At 32.4% G+C, this 14,966-nt stretch carries 11 protein-coding genes, 1 other RNA gene and 2 pseudogenes; 7 read left to right on the top strand and 7 right to left on the bottom strand.

Going from position 1 to position 14,966, the window contains the following annotated elements; genetic code table 11:
* Positions 1–1,888: 1,888 nt before the first annotated feature.
* Positions 1,889–2,014 (top strand): annotated as a pseudogene (locus HSX44_RS03890) (hypothetical protein); the annotation flags it as partial.
* Here the strand turns inward: HSX44_RS03890 and purC are convergent.
* Complete coding sequence (gene purC, locus HSX44_RS03885) at positions 1,972–2,706, bottom strand: phosphoribosylaminoimidazolesuccinocarboxamide synthase (RefSeq protein WP_275602384.1); 735 nt, start codon at positions 2,704–2,706, stop codon at positions 1,972–1,974. The pseudogene HSX44_RS03890 and the gene purC sit on opposite strands and share 43 nt — an antisense overlap.
* 68 nt (positions 2,707–2,774) lie before the next feature.
* Between purC and trmD the strand changes: the two genes are divergently transcribed.
* The 4 genes from trmD to HSX44_RS03865 all read left to right on the top strand — a co-directional run bounded on the left by trmD (position 2,775) and on the right by HSX44_RS03865 (position 6,004).
* On the top strand, positions 2,775–3,482 hold the full coding sequence (trmD, locus tag HSX44_RS03880; protein ID WP_275602383.1) for a tRNA (guanosine(37)-N1)-methyltransferase TrmD: 708 nt from the start codon (positions 2,775–2,777) through the stop codon (positions 3,480–3,482).
* The gene (rplS, locus tag HSX44_RS03875) at positions 3,466–3,840 is read left to right on the top strand and encodes a 50S ribosomal protein L19 (protein ID WP_275602382.1); all 375 of its coding nucleotides are present in this window, start codon (positions 3,466–3,468) and stop codon (positions 3,838–3,840) included. The genes trmD and rplS overlap by 17 nt, the downstream gene beginning before the upstream one ends.
* Positions 3,841–3,952: 112 nt before the next feature.
* Positions 3,953–5,203, top strand: a complete 1,251-nt coding sequence (gene pstA / locus HSX44_RS03870) for a phosphate ABC transporter permease PstA (protein ID WP_275602381.1) — start codon at positions 3,953–3,955, stop codon at positions 5,201–5,203.
* 3 nt (positions 5,204–5,206) lie between these two features.
* Positions 5,207–6,004: a phosphoribosylformylglycinamidine synthase subunit PurQ gene (locus tag HSX44_RS03865; RefSeq protein WP_275602380.1), complete on the top strand. Its 798-nt coding sequence runs from the start codon at positions 5,207–5,209 to the stop codon at positions 6,002–6,004.
* A 665-nt stretch (positions 6,005–6,669) separates the two neighbouring features.
* On the opposite strand, the gene lipB is transcribed toward HSX44_RS03865, so the two are convergent.
* Positions 6,670–7,287, bottom strand: coding sequence for a lipoyl(octanoyl) transferase LipB (gene lipB, locus HSX44_RS03860; protein WP_275601764.1), 618 nt, complete (start codon positions 7,285–7,287; stop codon positions 6,670–6,672).
* A 1,059-nt stretch (positions 7,288–8,346) separates the two neighbouring features.
* Here lipB and HSX44_RS03855 point away from each other — a divergent pair.
* Complete coding sequence (locus HSX44_RS03855) at positions 8,347–8,523, top strand: hypothetical protein (protein WP_275601763.1); 177 nt, start codon at positions 8,347–8,349, stop codon at positions 8,521–8,523.
* A gap of 151 nt (positions 8,524–8,674) precedes the next feature.
* Here HSX44_RS03855 and HSX44_RS03850 read toward each other — a convergent pair whose 3' ends face one another.
* The 5 genes and pseudogenes from HSX44_RS03850 to HSX44_RS03830 all read right to left on the bottom strand — a co-directional run bounded on the left by HSX44_RS03850 (position 8,675) and on the right by HSX44_RS03830 (position 13,618).
* On the bottom strand, positions 8,675–9,112 hold the full coding sequence (locus tag HSX44_RS03850) for a ClpXP protease specificity-enhancing factor SspB (RefSeq protein ID WP_338063359.1): 438 nt from the start codon (positions 9,110–9,112) through the stop codon (positions 8,675–8,677).
* Between the two features lie 24 nt (positions 9,113–9,136).
* Positions 9,137–9,467, bottom strand: a transfer-messenger RNA (tmRNA) gene (gene ssrA / locus HSX44_RS03845).
* Positions 9,468–9,828: 361 nt separating this feature from the next.
* Positions 9,829–10,854, bottom strand: coding sequence for an Obg family GTPase CgtA (gene cgtA / locus HSX44_RS03840; protein ID WP_275602379.1), 1,026 nt, complete (start codon positions 10,852–10,854; stop codon positions 9,829–9,831).
* Entirely contained in the window at positions 10,851–12,119 is a 1,269-nt protein-coding gene (gene eno, locus HSX44_RS03835) for a phosphopyruvate hydratase (protein ID WP_275602438.1), read from the bottom strand. The genes cgtA and eno overlap by 4 nt, the downstream gene beginning before the upstream one ends.
* Before the next feature lie 9 nt (positions 12,120–12,128).
* Positions 12,129–13,618: pseudogene (locus HSX44_RS03830) on the bottom strand (UDP-N-acetylmuramate--L-alanine ligase).
* 47 nt (positions 13,619–13,665) lie between these two features.
* Here HSX44_RS03830 and HSX44_RS03825 point away from each other — a divergent pair.
* The gene (locus HSX44_RS03825; RefSeq protein WP_275602377.1) at positions 13,666–14,340 is read left to right on the top strand and encodes a septal ring lytic transglycosylase RlpA family protein; all 675 of its coding nucleotides are present in this window, start codon (positions 13,666–13,668) and stop codon (positions 14,338–14,340) included.
* The last annotated feature ends 626 nt before the right edge of the window (positions 14,341–14,966 follow it).

Below are 14,966 nucleotides of genomic sequence, written 5' to 3'. Positions count from 1 at the left end.
AATCTATCATAAATTAGTTTTAAATTTGACCCTCGAAAAGAGACAACTTTGTCAGCAWATCAATTTTCWWNGAGTTTGAATGATTCATTTTTGTCAAAATTTGGCATAGAAGACGTGAAAGTTTATTAGCATTCAGCTGATTCGCAATATAGATTGAGAATAGTAATTTTATTCAATTCTTTATTTCAAATACACGATACTCTCCGCTCTGAATACAACAGCGAATCAACGATTCGAAAAACAATGATCCTTTCAACTCGAGAATACACCGTCAAGTTCAACCAGTATCTGTGTAAAGATTCTAATTGTAAAATTGTCTTATACTAGAAATCACATTTTGCAATTTTTGACAAAAATTTTAAATGAATTTTATGGTTTTTGTATATAACACTATATAAAATTTATTATTGTTTTATAAAAAAGTCGAAAAAATTTAAACAGGATCTTCATTTTTTCTATCGTTAATTTAAGCAAAATAAATGAAATTAATCTGCAGTATCATCACTGAATAGTATTTTTTCAMCMKYMCATTCGTTATTTGTTCCGTTTAAAAGACTATTCAAAATTTTCAGTGATAGAATTTAAGCGAGGGAATTTTTAATAACACCGTAATTTAGTCAATATGGTATTTTAACGATGTCCAAGAATAAGAAGGTTAATATAAAGCTGCTAAAGTTTCACTTCCTACTCTCAACAAAGTTAAAATCTTCATCCAGACTAGCCGCTAATATCTGTACTTCTGCATATTACTTTAGTTTAATTTCTATTCATTTTTCTTTTTTGATCAATTTGTACTTTTTTTTTCCAAAAACTTTGAAATGATTAAAATTTAGTCTTCATTTTTGATAATAAATTTTGAAGAAAAACACGGGATCGTGAGATATTTCTTATTTGAGCATCTTAGAATAAGTTGTTGATAGAGTTTACAACAAAACGACACTGATTTAAGCCTGTTCGCCATCACCGCGAATGCGCCGGGCGAGTTGGATGTCCTTCGGCATAATAGTGACACGTTTGGCGTGGATTGCACACAGATTTGTATCTTCGAAGAGACCTACTAAGTAGGCTTCGCTAGCTTCTTGCAAGGCAAGCACAGCCGATGACTGGAAACGAAGATCAGTCTTGAAATCTTGCGCGATTTCACGTACCAAACGTTGGAACGGAAGTTTGCGTATAAGCAGTTCGGTAGACTTCTGATAGCGACGGATTTCACGAAGCGCAACGGTACCAGGACGGTAACGATGCGGCTTTTTCACTCCGCCAGTGGCGGGAGCGGCSTTMSCAGCTGTAKYCRKCTGCTTCCATGGCGCTTTTTCTACTTTCGAGCGGTCTGTTTAGTTCGTTTGGTATCAGTTTGCTTGGATATTCTCTAATAATTGCTTGTAAAATAAATAAAGATTTGAAGAATTGTTGTCAGCAGCATTGAAGTTATTATTTGAAACCAATCAAGATGAATCCTTTCGATTTCTTGGCTTTCCCACTCATTATTCCCTCCTATCTTAGTTATAGAAACATTCTTTCATGAAGAAATTATGGAAGATATTGAAACAAAAATTACAGACAGTAAAGCAATGTTTCATTCAATTTCGCCTACTTAAGGTCGTAGGACAAATTTAAGCCTTGAAAGCTTGAAGTGAAACAGAAGTTACTGAACTTTGGATCCATTTGAAACAAGCTTAAATGCTTGAAAGGATTCATAAGTAATTATGAAAACGAACAGAAGTCGTTATGAGGCGAACTGTCAAAAATCTCTACAGTGGTACCACTTCAAGATTCCATTTCTAAGAACAAAGATTATTTTTGGAATCCACTCAAATCCATAGAGCTTTTGGTTTTATCTGATAGTATTGGTGATTTTTTAACAAGGATACGTAATGCTCAATTAGCAATGCATAGGAAAACGAGAGTTTTGTTCTCTAGAGTAAGTTCTTTTATACTGAAGATTTTGAAAGATGAAGGATATATTCTTGATTATCTGAAGGAGGTTACAGGTTTTAATGACAATCTTTCTGCAGCTTCTAAGTATGCTTCTTTTAAGTCTCCTAAGCTTAAACGGAAAACATCTTTGTCTAATTTTTTGTGTGCATTTTTATCCCAAAATCTACAATTATCAGAGCTGATTTCGTCAGCTAAGACGATTTTTGTATCGTTATCTATTAATCTGCCAAATTCCAATTTGATATCGACTAGGTTCATTCCTGCATTTGAAAATAAGTTTATTAGAAATGTGTTGGCTTTTAAGGTTATAATTTTAATTTTTTCTATTTCTTTACGAAATAACCAGCCAAAATATATGATATGGTTTTCATTTACCATTGGATCGGCTAGACTATCATTTTTATAAAAAAACTCAATTATAGGAGATGTAAGTCTCTTACCTTCTTTTATATTAAAGCGCTTACAAAAACTGCCTGCTGCAATGTTTCTCACTACTACTTCAAGAGGTACAATTTTTAGTTTTTTAACTAGCTGTTCTCTTTCGTTTAGAGTTTTTATAAAGTGTGTATTAATTACCATTTTCTCAAGTTTTTCCATGATGAAAGCACTGATAAAATTATTGATTATTCCCTTACCTTCAATAACCTCATGTTTTTTTTTATTAAATGCTGTAACATCGTCTTTAAAGTGCTGTATCACGGTTAATGGGTCTTTAGTTTCAATAATAGACTTAGCTTTACCTTCATATATTATTTTACCTGGTAGCATAAATGGTTTGACTATGTATTATAAACATTATATCAATTTCTACTTAGGTTTGCTACAAATCTGTAAAGATGTTTAATATTACAATATTAACCATATTTCCGGAGATGCTTCCTGGGTTCCTAAAGTATTCTCTTGCTGGAAAGGCGTTAGAAAAAAAAATATGGAACCTTGAAGTAGTAGATATACGTTTTTTTGCTGAAGATAAACATTCAACAGTAGACGATGTTCCATATGGAGGTGGAGCAGGAATGATTATGCGTCCCGATGTGATTGGTAATGCAGTTGATAGTGTTTTTTCTGCCCATAAGAATACTAGATTTATTTGTATGACTCCATCTGGCACAAAGTTTAATCAGAACGTTGCAAGAGAATTAATAAAATTCTCTCACATAACAATATTATGCGGTCGATTTGAGGGTATTGACCAGAGGGTGATTGATGAGTATACTCCTTATGAATTAAGCATTGGAGATTATATCCTTTCAGGAGGTGAACCAGCTGCTATGGTGGTTCTTGATACATGTGTTAGGCTTCTTCCTGGAGTAATAGGTAATTCCGATAGTCTTACTGAAGAAAGTTTTAATTATACTGGTGGTATACTTGAGTATCCTCAATATACTAGACCTAAGCAATGGAGAAAACGTAAAGTGCCTGAGGTTTTGTTGTCTGGTGACCATGAAAAAATAAATGATTGGAGGCAGAGACAGTCTCAAATTATAACAAAGAGACGTAGACCTGAATTATTAGGTGGAGAAATAAATGGTAAATTTACTTGAAAAATTTAATAATAAACAAATGGAAATGCTAATTAAAAAAGTACCAGAGTTTCGTTCTGGTGATGATTTAAAGGTCACTTTTAAAATAGTTGACGGTGCAAGTGAGCGTATTCAAATATTTGAAGGTGTATGTATATCGAAGAGGAATCGTGGATTACACTCTTCTTTTACGGTTAGGAAAGTGAGTTATGGGGAAAGTATAGTATCCCAATTTTTTGTTTGTTCTCCTACGTTAGTTTCAGTTCAAGTAACAAGGAAGGGAAAAGTTCGTAGAGCAAAGCTGTATTACTTATGTAAACTATTTGGAAAGTCTGCGAGAATAAAAGAGCGTACTGCTTATAAAAGCGATAAGGTCTAGGCAAGTGAAGTGGAGTTTTGACGTCAACATCGTACAATAATGTGAGCACTAAGTGACAAAAAAGGTATTAGTATTTAATATAAGAGAATATCTTATTTAGAATAGTTGTAAAATGAGCATAGAGACAAAATTCCTTAGGTTGCTTCGCTCTAGGCGTGTACACGCTCGTATAAAAAGAAAAAATAAAAGAAATAGAGTATTGTATTTTTGTTCTTTTATAACGTTAGTTATTTCACTTGGTTGTCCTATATGTATATTGCTGAGTATATTAATTAACTCTTATAGCGCCTTAACAATAACAAAAATTTTATTGCCAATAGAAGTAAACTCTGATTTTTTTTTATCAGGTAGTCCTAGTGATTTAAGATACAAATCCATTGAACTGCTCAATGATTCACTGCGTAGAGTATTTAAAGGAACTGATTTTAAAAATAGTGACGAGATTCTGAGTCGTAGTTCTTATAAGGAATTAGAGAACTTTTTTTGTAGAGAAGTGGAGTATGGTGGTAAATATGAAATCTGGTTTACCGCATCAAGTATAATTAATTCAATAAATAAGAATAAGTATTTTAATGATCATTATGCTAAATTACTTAGCTGGCTAAAAGAAAAAAAAAGGGTAAAAAAATTCTTTAATAAATCTTTGTTTCTTAAATCTGATTCTCGTGAACCTGAAAATGCAGGAATTTTAGGAGCATTTGTTGGCTCTTTAATGACGATTATGGTATGTTTAGCTTTAGCATTACCAATAGGAATTATGTCAGGTGTCTATCTTCATGAGTTTATGTCAAGAAATAGTGTAATGACTAATATTGTAGAGGTTAGTATAAATAATTTGACTGCAGTACCTTCAATAATATTTGGAGTAGTAGGCCTAACCCTCTATCTTGGCATATTTGAACTACCTCGTTCTTCGCCACTTGTTAGTGGAATGACTCTTTCATTTATGATGTTGCCTAATATTATAATTGCAACAAAAAATGCCTTTGCAAATGTTCCTATTACAATAAAGGATGCAGCTTTTGCTCTTGGGGCTCCTCATATCAAGGTAATATTAGATCACTCTTTGCCGATTGCGTTACCAAGAATAATACATGGTACTATGCTTGCGGTTGCAAGAGTTTTAGGTGAATCCTCTCCTTTGCTTATGGTGGGTACGGTAGCATTTATCGCTGATACACCTGTATCCTTTTCCGATCCAGCAACTGTTTTACCTGTACAAATATACATATGGTCAAGTAGTCCTGAAATTGCGTTTATTGAACTTGCTGCTATTGCAATTATAGCTTTGCTGATAATGTTATTTGCTCTAAATTTAGTGGCAAATTTTGTGAAAAGGAAATTTGAGTTTTTTAATTTTTAATTCATGAAAGTTATTATTTTATTTGGTTATGGTTTAAATTGTGAAAAAGAAACTGCATTTGCATTTGTAGAGTGCAGCAGAAAACTTGGTATCAGTAATGTAGAAGTAAAAATTGTTCATATTAATGAAATTATATGTAATCCAGATGAATTGAAATCGAGCGATATACTTGTAATTCCAGGTGGTTTTTCTTACGGTGATAACACTGGTGCTGGTAATGCTTTTGCTCTACGTGTTAAGAACAACTTATTGAATGAATTTCAAGATTTTTTATCTAAGGACAAGCTTGTTATAGGAATATGCAATGGTTGTCAAATATTAGTAAAATTAATTCCAGAATTTTTTGATTTAGCTTTAGTACGTAATGATATAGGCAATTATCAATGTCGTTGGATTAGAGTTAAAGTTAATCCATATAGTAATTCTATTTGGCTACATGGTCTAGATGAATTATATCTTCCTATTGCTCATGGAGAAGGTAAGTTTTTTATGAGCAATAGTGTTTTGAGCCATTTGATTAAAAATAACTCTATTGCACTGCGTTACGTTGATGAGAATGGTAACTATGCTAACTTGCGGTTTCCTTATAATCCAAATGGATCCATATATGACTTAGCAGCTTTGTCAAATAGGAATGGTAAGGTGTTAGCTTTAATGCCTCATCCAGAGAGAGGGATATTTTTTACTCAGCAAGATAACTGGCCACTTGAAAAAGAAAAGTGTAAGCGCCTAAAGTCCGCTGTGCCAAAGTATGGTGATGGGATGCTCATATTTGAAAATGCATTGAAATATTTTTGTTAGGATGATTTTGCAGATATTTAATTGCAAATTGATCTGCAAAATTTATGTTCTATATATACCCATAAGAAATAAAAATCTTTTTTCTCGTCTTGACACTATAATAGTAGTGTAAGTGTTAAAGAACAAAGGATTATATAGTGATCATGAATTTGCCCATTTTTTGGAAAATTGATATAGAAAAATTGACACTTTCTGTGAATCTTTCTTTTATAGATTCAATAGATTATTGTACCGGAATTAGTAAAGTTATTAAAATTTCCACTTCCACTTCACTAGGAATATGAGCTTGTTTTAAATGATTCTTTTTTTTTACTAGAGGATTATCTTTCTAAATAGGAAATTAGATAAAAAGTTCATATTTTTCTCTAATACACTAAATTATTTTGCTATTATTAATTGGTGTGCTAATCAAAATTAGCTGCTTAAAATTTATCAAAGTTGGAAAAAAGAGGATTGTCATTACTGCATATTTTTTCCAAAAAATTGGTGAAAGTTAAATATCAAAGCATTATAGTAAAAGCTTTGGTATTTAATAGTAATAAGATCTAACTCTTTTCTCTTGAAAGAGGGAACAATAATATCAACTTGATTTTGATTGTTATAGATAGAGTTAGTCTATATGGAAAATAAATTGGAGTATAAAAAGTAAACGATGATAAAATATATTAAAATATCTTATAAAACTCTTTTTTTAGTATATCATCTAATTCAGGGAGTGGAGCTTCAACTCCTAGTTTTTTCATTGATGTAATACCGTAGTCTTTTAGTCCACAAGGGATAATACCCTTGTAGTGAGAAAGATCTGGAGAGACGTTGAGCGCTATGCCATGATAAGTTACCCATTTTCTTAAACGAATACCGAAGGCTGCTATTTTTTCTTCTACTCCGTTTTTAGTTACCCAAACACCTATTCTATCTTCTTTAAATTTTCCAAATATATTGAAGTGCCTTAAAACGCTTATGATCCAATTACTTAGGTTTCTAATATATAGTTTTATATCACATTTATTTCTTTTTTTAAGGTTTAACATTAAATATATAATACGCTGTCCTGGACCATGGTATGTATACTTACCACCCCTACCTGTTTTATGCACAGGAAACAATTCTTCAACGATTTCATCATCTATTGCACTAATCCCTGCTGTGTATAGTGGAGGATGTTGGAGTAGCCATACTAGCTCGTCGGATGAATTGTTATAAATTTCTTGAACTTTTGTTTCCATGAATTCTATAGCATACTTATAATCAATAAGCTGATCAGGTATTAGCCATTTTACCATATTCAATTTCTTTGTTCTTTAGATCTGTTATTGANTGTTAATGATACTTTAATCCCGAAAGAAATCCAGAATTTTGCTAAAGAAGACTATATTAAAGATATTATTGCGCTTTTAAGCGATCATGCGGTTGTAGATACCACACTTCGGCGCTCTTTATTTTTATCGATGACTGATTAAGAAAAGTCATACCTGAAGGTCTATCAATTACTGAAGTTGCTTTATTCTCCTAACCTAATAATATCAAAATTAGAGTTTATTGAGAATAATTATGACTTACAGATTAATCAGTGATAAATACTTATGATAGATGGTTCGATTGAATCGAAAAATAGCAGGAAAAAATTATCAACATGACTTTGCCTTCTGCGACAGATAAGATTAAAATTATTGAGGGAATAATGTTTCTTATGTATCTGCTGCACTTGTGAATAATAATAACTACGACTTTAATTTTGGTAAGCTTGACCGAACATATAGCAATGTTAAATCTTAAAACTTTCAATCTTTTGAGTAGTTTGATATGAGCTACACCAATTATGATGGTGCGTATAATGTAGATCAATATAATTAAACTGGTACTTGTAAAAACTAAGCAATGTTCAAAATAGGGTAAGATCAAAATGTAGTATGTAAGTCAGCAGATGGAAGGTGATGGTAATTTAGTGAAGAATAATATTAACTCTTAAGAGCGGAGAACGATCATTATTCAGGTCTTGTGTTAATGGTTGAGGTTAGTATTTCTTGAAGGAGGCTTGAAAGTAAAGGTGAGTGTTAATATAAAGAATTTGCTTGGAAATACTCCTTTAAATCATGTTGTTGAATTAATAGTTAATTGTGTATAGTAAAACTAAAAGTTGCGAACTTGTGTGTAAGTAAGAGGAATTTGCAATTTCAAGCTCAAATGATACCGAAAATAAAAAAAGAGGATATTCCTATATAACCTTGTATAAGCAGTTAATTAATACTTTGCTTCAGCCACTCTTACTATGGGTAATGCACTTGATAGAATAAAAACCTTTCTAAAAGAAAACAGAGATGGATTTAAGATGAGGATGAGGCTTGGGATTCAATGAAAAATATCTGATTGATTCTGTTACTTTCGAAGATACTACAGTATGGCATGTTCTAAAACTGGAATTGTGTGCGATTATTTTAGGAATGATTAAAAATAATCACCAAATAGGGATCTTAGTAATTCAAGTGCTGAGCAACTTCAGACAGCTATCCGACTTGTAATTAGTGATGATGTACATAAATATTCATTGATGTGGAAAAACATGTTTCCTAATTACGTGTAAATAAATCACAACACAAAAGCTTCTGTTCATTGTTTAATTAAGGTAACTTTTTCCCTTTTTCGCGTGTTATGAAACTGAGTTTTCAATGACTACTTATCACGCAGCTGATCTATATGTATAATGCTACTGCTTAATAATTTTTTAGTACATTTTTTACCATTGTATTTCTTGTCAGAATCTATACTGATTTTATCAAATATTAAAACATCTCCTGAAGTTTTATCGTGAAACTCACTGATAGCAAAAAGTGATACAGTAATTTGTTCTTGTTTTCCGTGAAAGCTTAACCTGACACTAAATCTGTCCTCAAAAACTTTTAAACCATAAAACTGATGCTGTAATATGATAAGCATTTGGGTAGGGTATGACTTTTTCAAATAATCTGGCACGATAACACCGTTAAAATATGTAAAAAATAGTATTTCTAAATGAGGTGTGAAATCATTATTTGATATGATGGCTAAAGCCTTTTTGATAACTTGAAACTTTGCAAAGGTAAGTGATTTTTTATAATCTGTTTTATTCATATGACTTTTATGCACATAAATTCTTGTGGAACCTTCTGTTACCCGGCGTTCCCNAAACCGTGCTTATAGTAATAAGATTATAGCTTAGTTTAAGCAACTAATGCTACAACATTACCATTAGCAGCAAAATTATCGTTTGCATCTAAATTATAAACTCTTAACGGTGGTATCTGACCGAGCAAAGCTACCATCTTTACTATGTATGTCGATCCTTATTCGCCCCCATGTAAAAATATGGTGGAGGCGCCGAGTACTGCCCTCGGGTCCAATACACCTATTACAAGGTAATTTTATTGCCATAGTGTACAAAACGCACACATTTATTATGTAGTAGCATTGGGTAGATGTCAAGATATTTAACTTCAAGATGATTAATAACTAAAGCAAAATTAAGATTTCTTAGTATAAAGAGATTACTTTATTTGTTTATTTAATGATACTACTGGTTACAATAAAGGTATTTAGAGAGCTTAAAATTTATCTCTGCTTACAAGGTTTTTATCTAAATTTCAGTTAAAATGAAGTGTACACATTTTTTAATGTACATAGGTGCGTATTCACGTGTTTAATCTCTTTCATATATGCATTCATTTTTTTTGAATCTTTTTTTATGTGGTGGACCTTATATCTAAAATTTTATACTTTTAATAAAAACCACTTAAGCTATTAAAATCCTTGATTATCACACGCCTGTATAAGTATTGAATAGGGGGAGTTTATATCTTAAAAGGGTCGTATACATTAGTAGTTTTTTTGGAGTTGCTTTTTTTTAATTTTTCACTTAATAATCTTAGAATAGACTGTAAATCATCATTAATTGATAAACATAGTATTTCTTTATTAAGATAATTAACTAAGTAATTTCTCTTTTTAAGAATTTCTGCTTCTTGCAATAAGTCGCATTTGTTTAATACCACAATTTCTTCCTTTTTAGTGAGATTATAATTGTAAAGCTTCAACTCATTGTGTGTACAATTATAAGCTGAAATAACATCATCATGGATTATATCAATAAAGTGTAGTAAAATTTTGCACCTTTCTATATGTTTTAAAAACTTGTGACCGAGCCCAACTCCAAGATGAGCATCAACAATGATTCCAGGAATATCTGCTATCACAATCTTGCTGTCATCCACCTTTGCTACACCTAAATGTGGCCTGATGGTAGTGAATGGATAATTCTCTACCCTTGTATCTGCATTTGAACAACGAGTTAAAAATTTTGATTTACCTACATTTGGCATGCCAATAATACCGACATCCGATAAAACTTTCAGCTTTAATGTTATGTTTCTTTTTTCACCAAGCTGACCGTAAGTAAAACATCTTGGCGCCTTATTAGTAGAGGATTTAAAATTAGTATTTCCAAGTCCACCTTTACCACCTTGTACTACTTGAAATTTCATATCAGGTTTGTCAAAATCTACTATTACTTCCTCATTTTCTTCATCGATTATTTGTGTACCAACTGGAACTTTAAGTATAATATCCTTCCCTGCTGTACCAGATCTGCCTCTGCTTGCACCATTTTTCCCATCATTTGCTTTAATATGTCTCATATAACGAAAGTTAAGTAAAGTATTGAGATTTGCATCGCTAACAAAAATTATGTTTCCTCCCTTTCCTCCGTTACCGCCGTTTGGACCACCAAATTCAACAAATTTTTCTCGACGAAAGCTTGCGCAGCCATCACCTCCATCGCCTGCTTCTAAATATAATTTAACTTCGTCTATGAAATTCATACTAACTCATGATAATATTTAGCGTTTTCTCCTAGAGTGCTTTCTATTCTCATTAGTTCGTTATACTTTGCAAGCCTATCGGAACGTGATAGCGAACCAGTTTTTATTTGTCCGCAATTTGATGCAACTGCTATGTGAGATATTGTTGTGTCTTCTGTTTCACCTGAGCGATGAGAAATAATAGCTTTATAGTCATTTAATCTTGCCATTTCGATAGCAGCTAAGGTTTCTGTTAATGTTCCTATCTGATTTGGTTTGATCAATACAGCATTCGCCATTTTTTCTTCTATTCCTTTACGTATTAGTTGACAATTTGTAGCAAACAGATCATCTCCGACCAATTGAATTTTATTTCCTAGTCTTGCAGTGAGTAATTTCCAACCTTCATAATCGTCTTCGCTCATTGCATCTTCTATAGAGGTTATTGGATATTTTTTTACAAGGTTAAAATAATACTCAGCCAATTCTTCTGAGGTAAGCTCTTCATTTTCAAATTTATAAACTCTATCTTCATAGAAAGTAGATGAAGCAACATCAAGACCTAATGCGAAGTGATTGTGTACTGAATAACCAGAAAATTCTATAGCGTATATAATAAGGTCAAGTACTTCTTCGGTACTTTCAATGTTTGGTGCAAAGCCACCTTCATCTCCTACGTTTGTACTGTAACCATTTTTCTTAAGAAGATTGCGCAAATTGTGAAACACTTCTGCGGACATTCTGATTGCTTCACTTAGAGTCTCAGCTCCAACAGGGAGAATCATGAACTCCTGAAAATCAAGTTTATTATCTGCATGTGCTCCTCCGTTAATTATGTTAATGAGTGGACCTGGTATAACATTTGCCTGTTCGCCTCCTAAATACTTATATAGTGGTATTTTAAAACTATTTGCTGCTGCTTTTGCAACTGCAAGAGATACCCCTAAGGTTGTATTTGCTCCAAGTTTAGATTTGTTTTTCGTTTCATCGAGTTCAATTAAAGTTTGATCGATTATACTTTGGTTTGTTGCGTCCATGCCAATGATCCTATTTGCTATCACTACGTTTGCAGCTTGAACTGCTTTCAATACTCCCTTACCGCAATATCTTTTTTCATCTTGATCTCTCAATTCTAATGCTTCTAGTTTGCCAGTTGAAGCTCCAGAGGGTACAGATGCTCTACCTATTGCTCCATCACAGAGTTCAATCTCTACTTCAATAGTTGGATAACCTCTGCTATCTAAAATTTCTCTTGCGAACACACTGTTGATCATCTTTTTCATTATATTAAACCTTTATTTTTCTGACATGAGTGTTGTAGTTTCTCTTGCTAGTTTAGCTATGTTGTTGCTAGGACCGATAAATAGTACTACATCGCCTGAATTTGTCAAATTACTAATAAGATGTGAAATGAGCAAAGCATCATTCGCAGTCTTTACACTATTAAACCCGTTGCTTAATAGAGCTTTTTGTATATCGTCGATCCTGCAACCAGGAATGGGTTTATCTTCTAGAGGATGGATAGGGGTAAGGATGATATAGTCGAACATCATCAAAATCCGTATAAATTCATCAAAAAAATTATGAATACGAACAAAACGAAATAGCTCGATGACTCCTATCACTTTTTCTTTAGCGATTAAACGCGCTGCTGTCAGAGTTGCTTGTATTTCATTAGGATGATGCGCATAATCCTCAATTAATTTGAGGCCTTTGACATTAGCAATTAAAGAAAATCTTCTTGCTACTCCTTTAAATTCCAAGAGACCTTTTTTAATCTCTTTATCACCGATTCCTAGTTTTATTGCAGTGGATATTGCAGCTAAGGCGTTGCTGATTTTATGCATTCCTATTGCATTTGATAGTACCACATTTTTTATTCTATGGTTATTATCAACTAACACATCGAACCTAATACTGTTAGCATACTGCTTAATGTTGCTAGCTTTAATATTACCACCTTCAAGCCCAAACGTTATAGAATTACTTGCATCATGATCAATGCTTACGGAATCAGGTAGAATTGCAAAATCTGCTTTATTTGTAAATTGAAAAAATGCATTTTTGAGGTTACTAAATGTTCCATAATATTCTATGTGGTCGTTATTGATACTCGTTATGATGGCAATATTTGCAGGAATTTTTAGCATAGTTCCATCAGACTCATCAGCTTCGATTAAAAAAATGTCACTCTTTCCAAGTTTTAAGTTACTCTGATAGGAGTTTAATATGCCTCCTACAATTACGGTTGCATCAATTCCTATGATGGTGTTATTCTGGAGCGTGACGCTAGAATCTAAATCTTTTTTTTTGCTACTAGTATCAGCTATTTGGATAGCGGGAAGTGGTTCACTGGAGTAATCCAAAATGGAAGCAATCATAGCAGTTGTTGTTGTCTTTCCACTTGAGCCTGAAACTGCTATTACATATTTATCTTTCATAATTTCAGCAAGTATATCTGACCTATGCAAAATGATTTTGTTGGTATCTTTTGCTGTAACTAATTCAATATTATCAGATTTTATTGCAGAAGAATATACGANCACTTGAGCTTGCTTGATATTATTAGCATTATGACCAATATAGATCTCTATGCCTAACTTTTGTAACCTATCTACATTGGCGTTTGATCGTACATCACTGCCTTGAACCTTATAGTTGGAATTGTGAAGGATTTCAGCGATTGCGCTCATTCCAATTCCTCCTATGCCAATTAGGTATATTGTTTCTTTTCGAGTATCGTTCATATTTAATGTAAAAGTTTACTTATTACTAAATCTATTATAGTTTAATTTAAAATACTATAGTAATTAAGCCTTTTCACTGAATGTAATGATTAAAAACCTAGTTTTGCTGTGTCTAATATTTGTTTTAGTAAGTAGTTGTGGTCTTAGCAGCAGGTGCAATAGCACTGCAGGTCACTATAAAATCGGTAATAGCTACACAATAAATGGTGTAACTTATCATCCAGAACACTGTAACCATTACGAAGAGGTGGGGATAGCATCATGGTACGGAATAGAAGGCCATGGTACAATTACAGCAAACGGTGAAGTGTTTAACCGTCACTTGATTTCTGCAGCACATAGAACTCTGCCTTTACCATGTTTTATTCTTGTTACTAACTTAAAAAATGGAAGAAAACTTGTTGTAAGGGTTAACGATAGAGGGCCCTTTGTTGAAGGTAGGTTAATAGATCTATCGGAAAAAGCAGCAAAAATTTTAGGGTTTCATAAATCTGGACTGACAAAAGTAAGAGTTCAATATTTAAGAAAGATGTCTGAACGATTAGTACAAAAGACTCCTCATTATAGAAAGCAGTATGAGAAAGAAATGCAAAAACGTCATCCAAAACAAGACAATGTAGAAAGTAAAGGATATATCGCATATTTTGAAAATATTCAAGCTGCTAAATCAGTTGCATCGAAGCTTCGTGATCAAGGAATGAAGAATGTTAGATTCTTTTTTAGGGATGGTCAATATTGTGTGAAGGTGAGTTATAAATAATAGTGAAAGCTGGATTTATTATGAAGAAAGCTATGATATTGATATTTTAGTATTATGCGAAACAAAGATCTATATTTTATGTTGTTAGCAGACAAGTTAAATTAAAGGAATTGTTAGAGATGCAGAAAAGAATGTTATATCTTTTATAGTAGTCAAAGAAGAAACATAGTATAGAAGAAAGTCGTTTATTTCAAGAGTTTAGTAAGCATTTTGAACAATGTTACTCATTATAGGTTTGCCATCAGAACTAGTATGGCATACTATGATGTCTCGTTAGCTAATGAATTTTCTAAGCAAATTGCTAGACAATTTAATGTATCTTTTACAGGGTATGTGACTAAAGTGATTTGCTATGAGTAGTTGTAAGTGTTTATTGCTGGATATAATGTTATTATACTATTTTAGTGAAGTTTTTCATGATCTTTTTTTTAAAAATTTAACTTTTCTAAGAAGAATGAAGTATTTGTGAAATACATAGCTGAAAAATAAATAAGCTAATTTTTGTTGTTTGTGGATCTGCATCGTCTTGTCTTGAAAAGAATATATTCAGTAGTGCTAATTTCGTAGGGAAGAGTATGATTAATTTTAACGTTTGAGGAGTTTATCACTTTCTAGTTGCAGTAAAT

Origin of the sequence: Wolbachia endosymbiont of Onchocerca gibsoni (genome assembly GCF_029169405.1) — a bacterium.
Classification (GTDB): Bacteria; Pseudomonadota; Alphaproteobacteria; order Rickettsiales; family Anaplasmataceae; genus Wolbachia.
The sequence above is the reverse complement of the archived record's forward strand: the minus strand, read 5'-3'. Positions and strand labels throughout refer to the sequence as shown.

What these genes read in the sequence shown, in the direction of transcription:
- HSX44_RS03850 (WP_338063359.1), bottom strand. Translation starts at nt 9,112, where the DNA reads ATGAATAAAACAGATTATAAAAAATCACTTACCTTTGCAAAGTTTCAA.
- HSX44_RS03865 (WP_275602380.1), top strand. Translation starts at nt 5,207, where the DNA reads ATGAAAGTTATTATTTTATTTGGTTATGGTTTAAATTGTGAAAAAGAA.
- trmD (WP_275602383.1), top strand. Translation starts at nt 2,775, where the DNA reads ATGTTTAATATTACAATATTAACCATATTTCCGGAGATGCTTCCTGGG.
- lipB (WP_275601764.1), bottom strand. Translation starts at nt 7,287, where the DNA reads ATGGTAAAATGGCTAATACCTGATCAGCTTATTGATTATAAGTATGCT.
- purC (WP_275602384.1), bottom strand. Translation starts at nt 2,706, where the DNA reads ATGCTACCAGGTAAAATAATATATGAAGGTAAAGCTAAGTCTATTATT.
- HSX44_RS03825 (WP_275602377.1), top strand. Translation starts at nt 13,666, where the DNA reads ATGATTAAAAACCTAGTTTTGCTGTGTCTAATATTTGTTTTAGTAAGT.
- cgtA (WP_275602379.1), bottom strand. Translation starts at nt 10,854, where the DNA reads ATGAATTTCATAGACGAAGTTAAATTATATTTAGAAGCAGGCGATGGA.
- rplS (WP_275602382.1), top strand. Translation starts at nt 3,466, where the DNA reads ATGGTAAATTTACTTGAAAAATTTAATAATAAACAAATGGAAATGCTA.
- pstA (WP_275602381.1), top strand. Translation starts at nt 3,953, where the DNA reads ATGAGCATAGAGACAAAATTCCTTAGGTTGCTTCGCTCTAGGCGTGTA.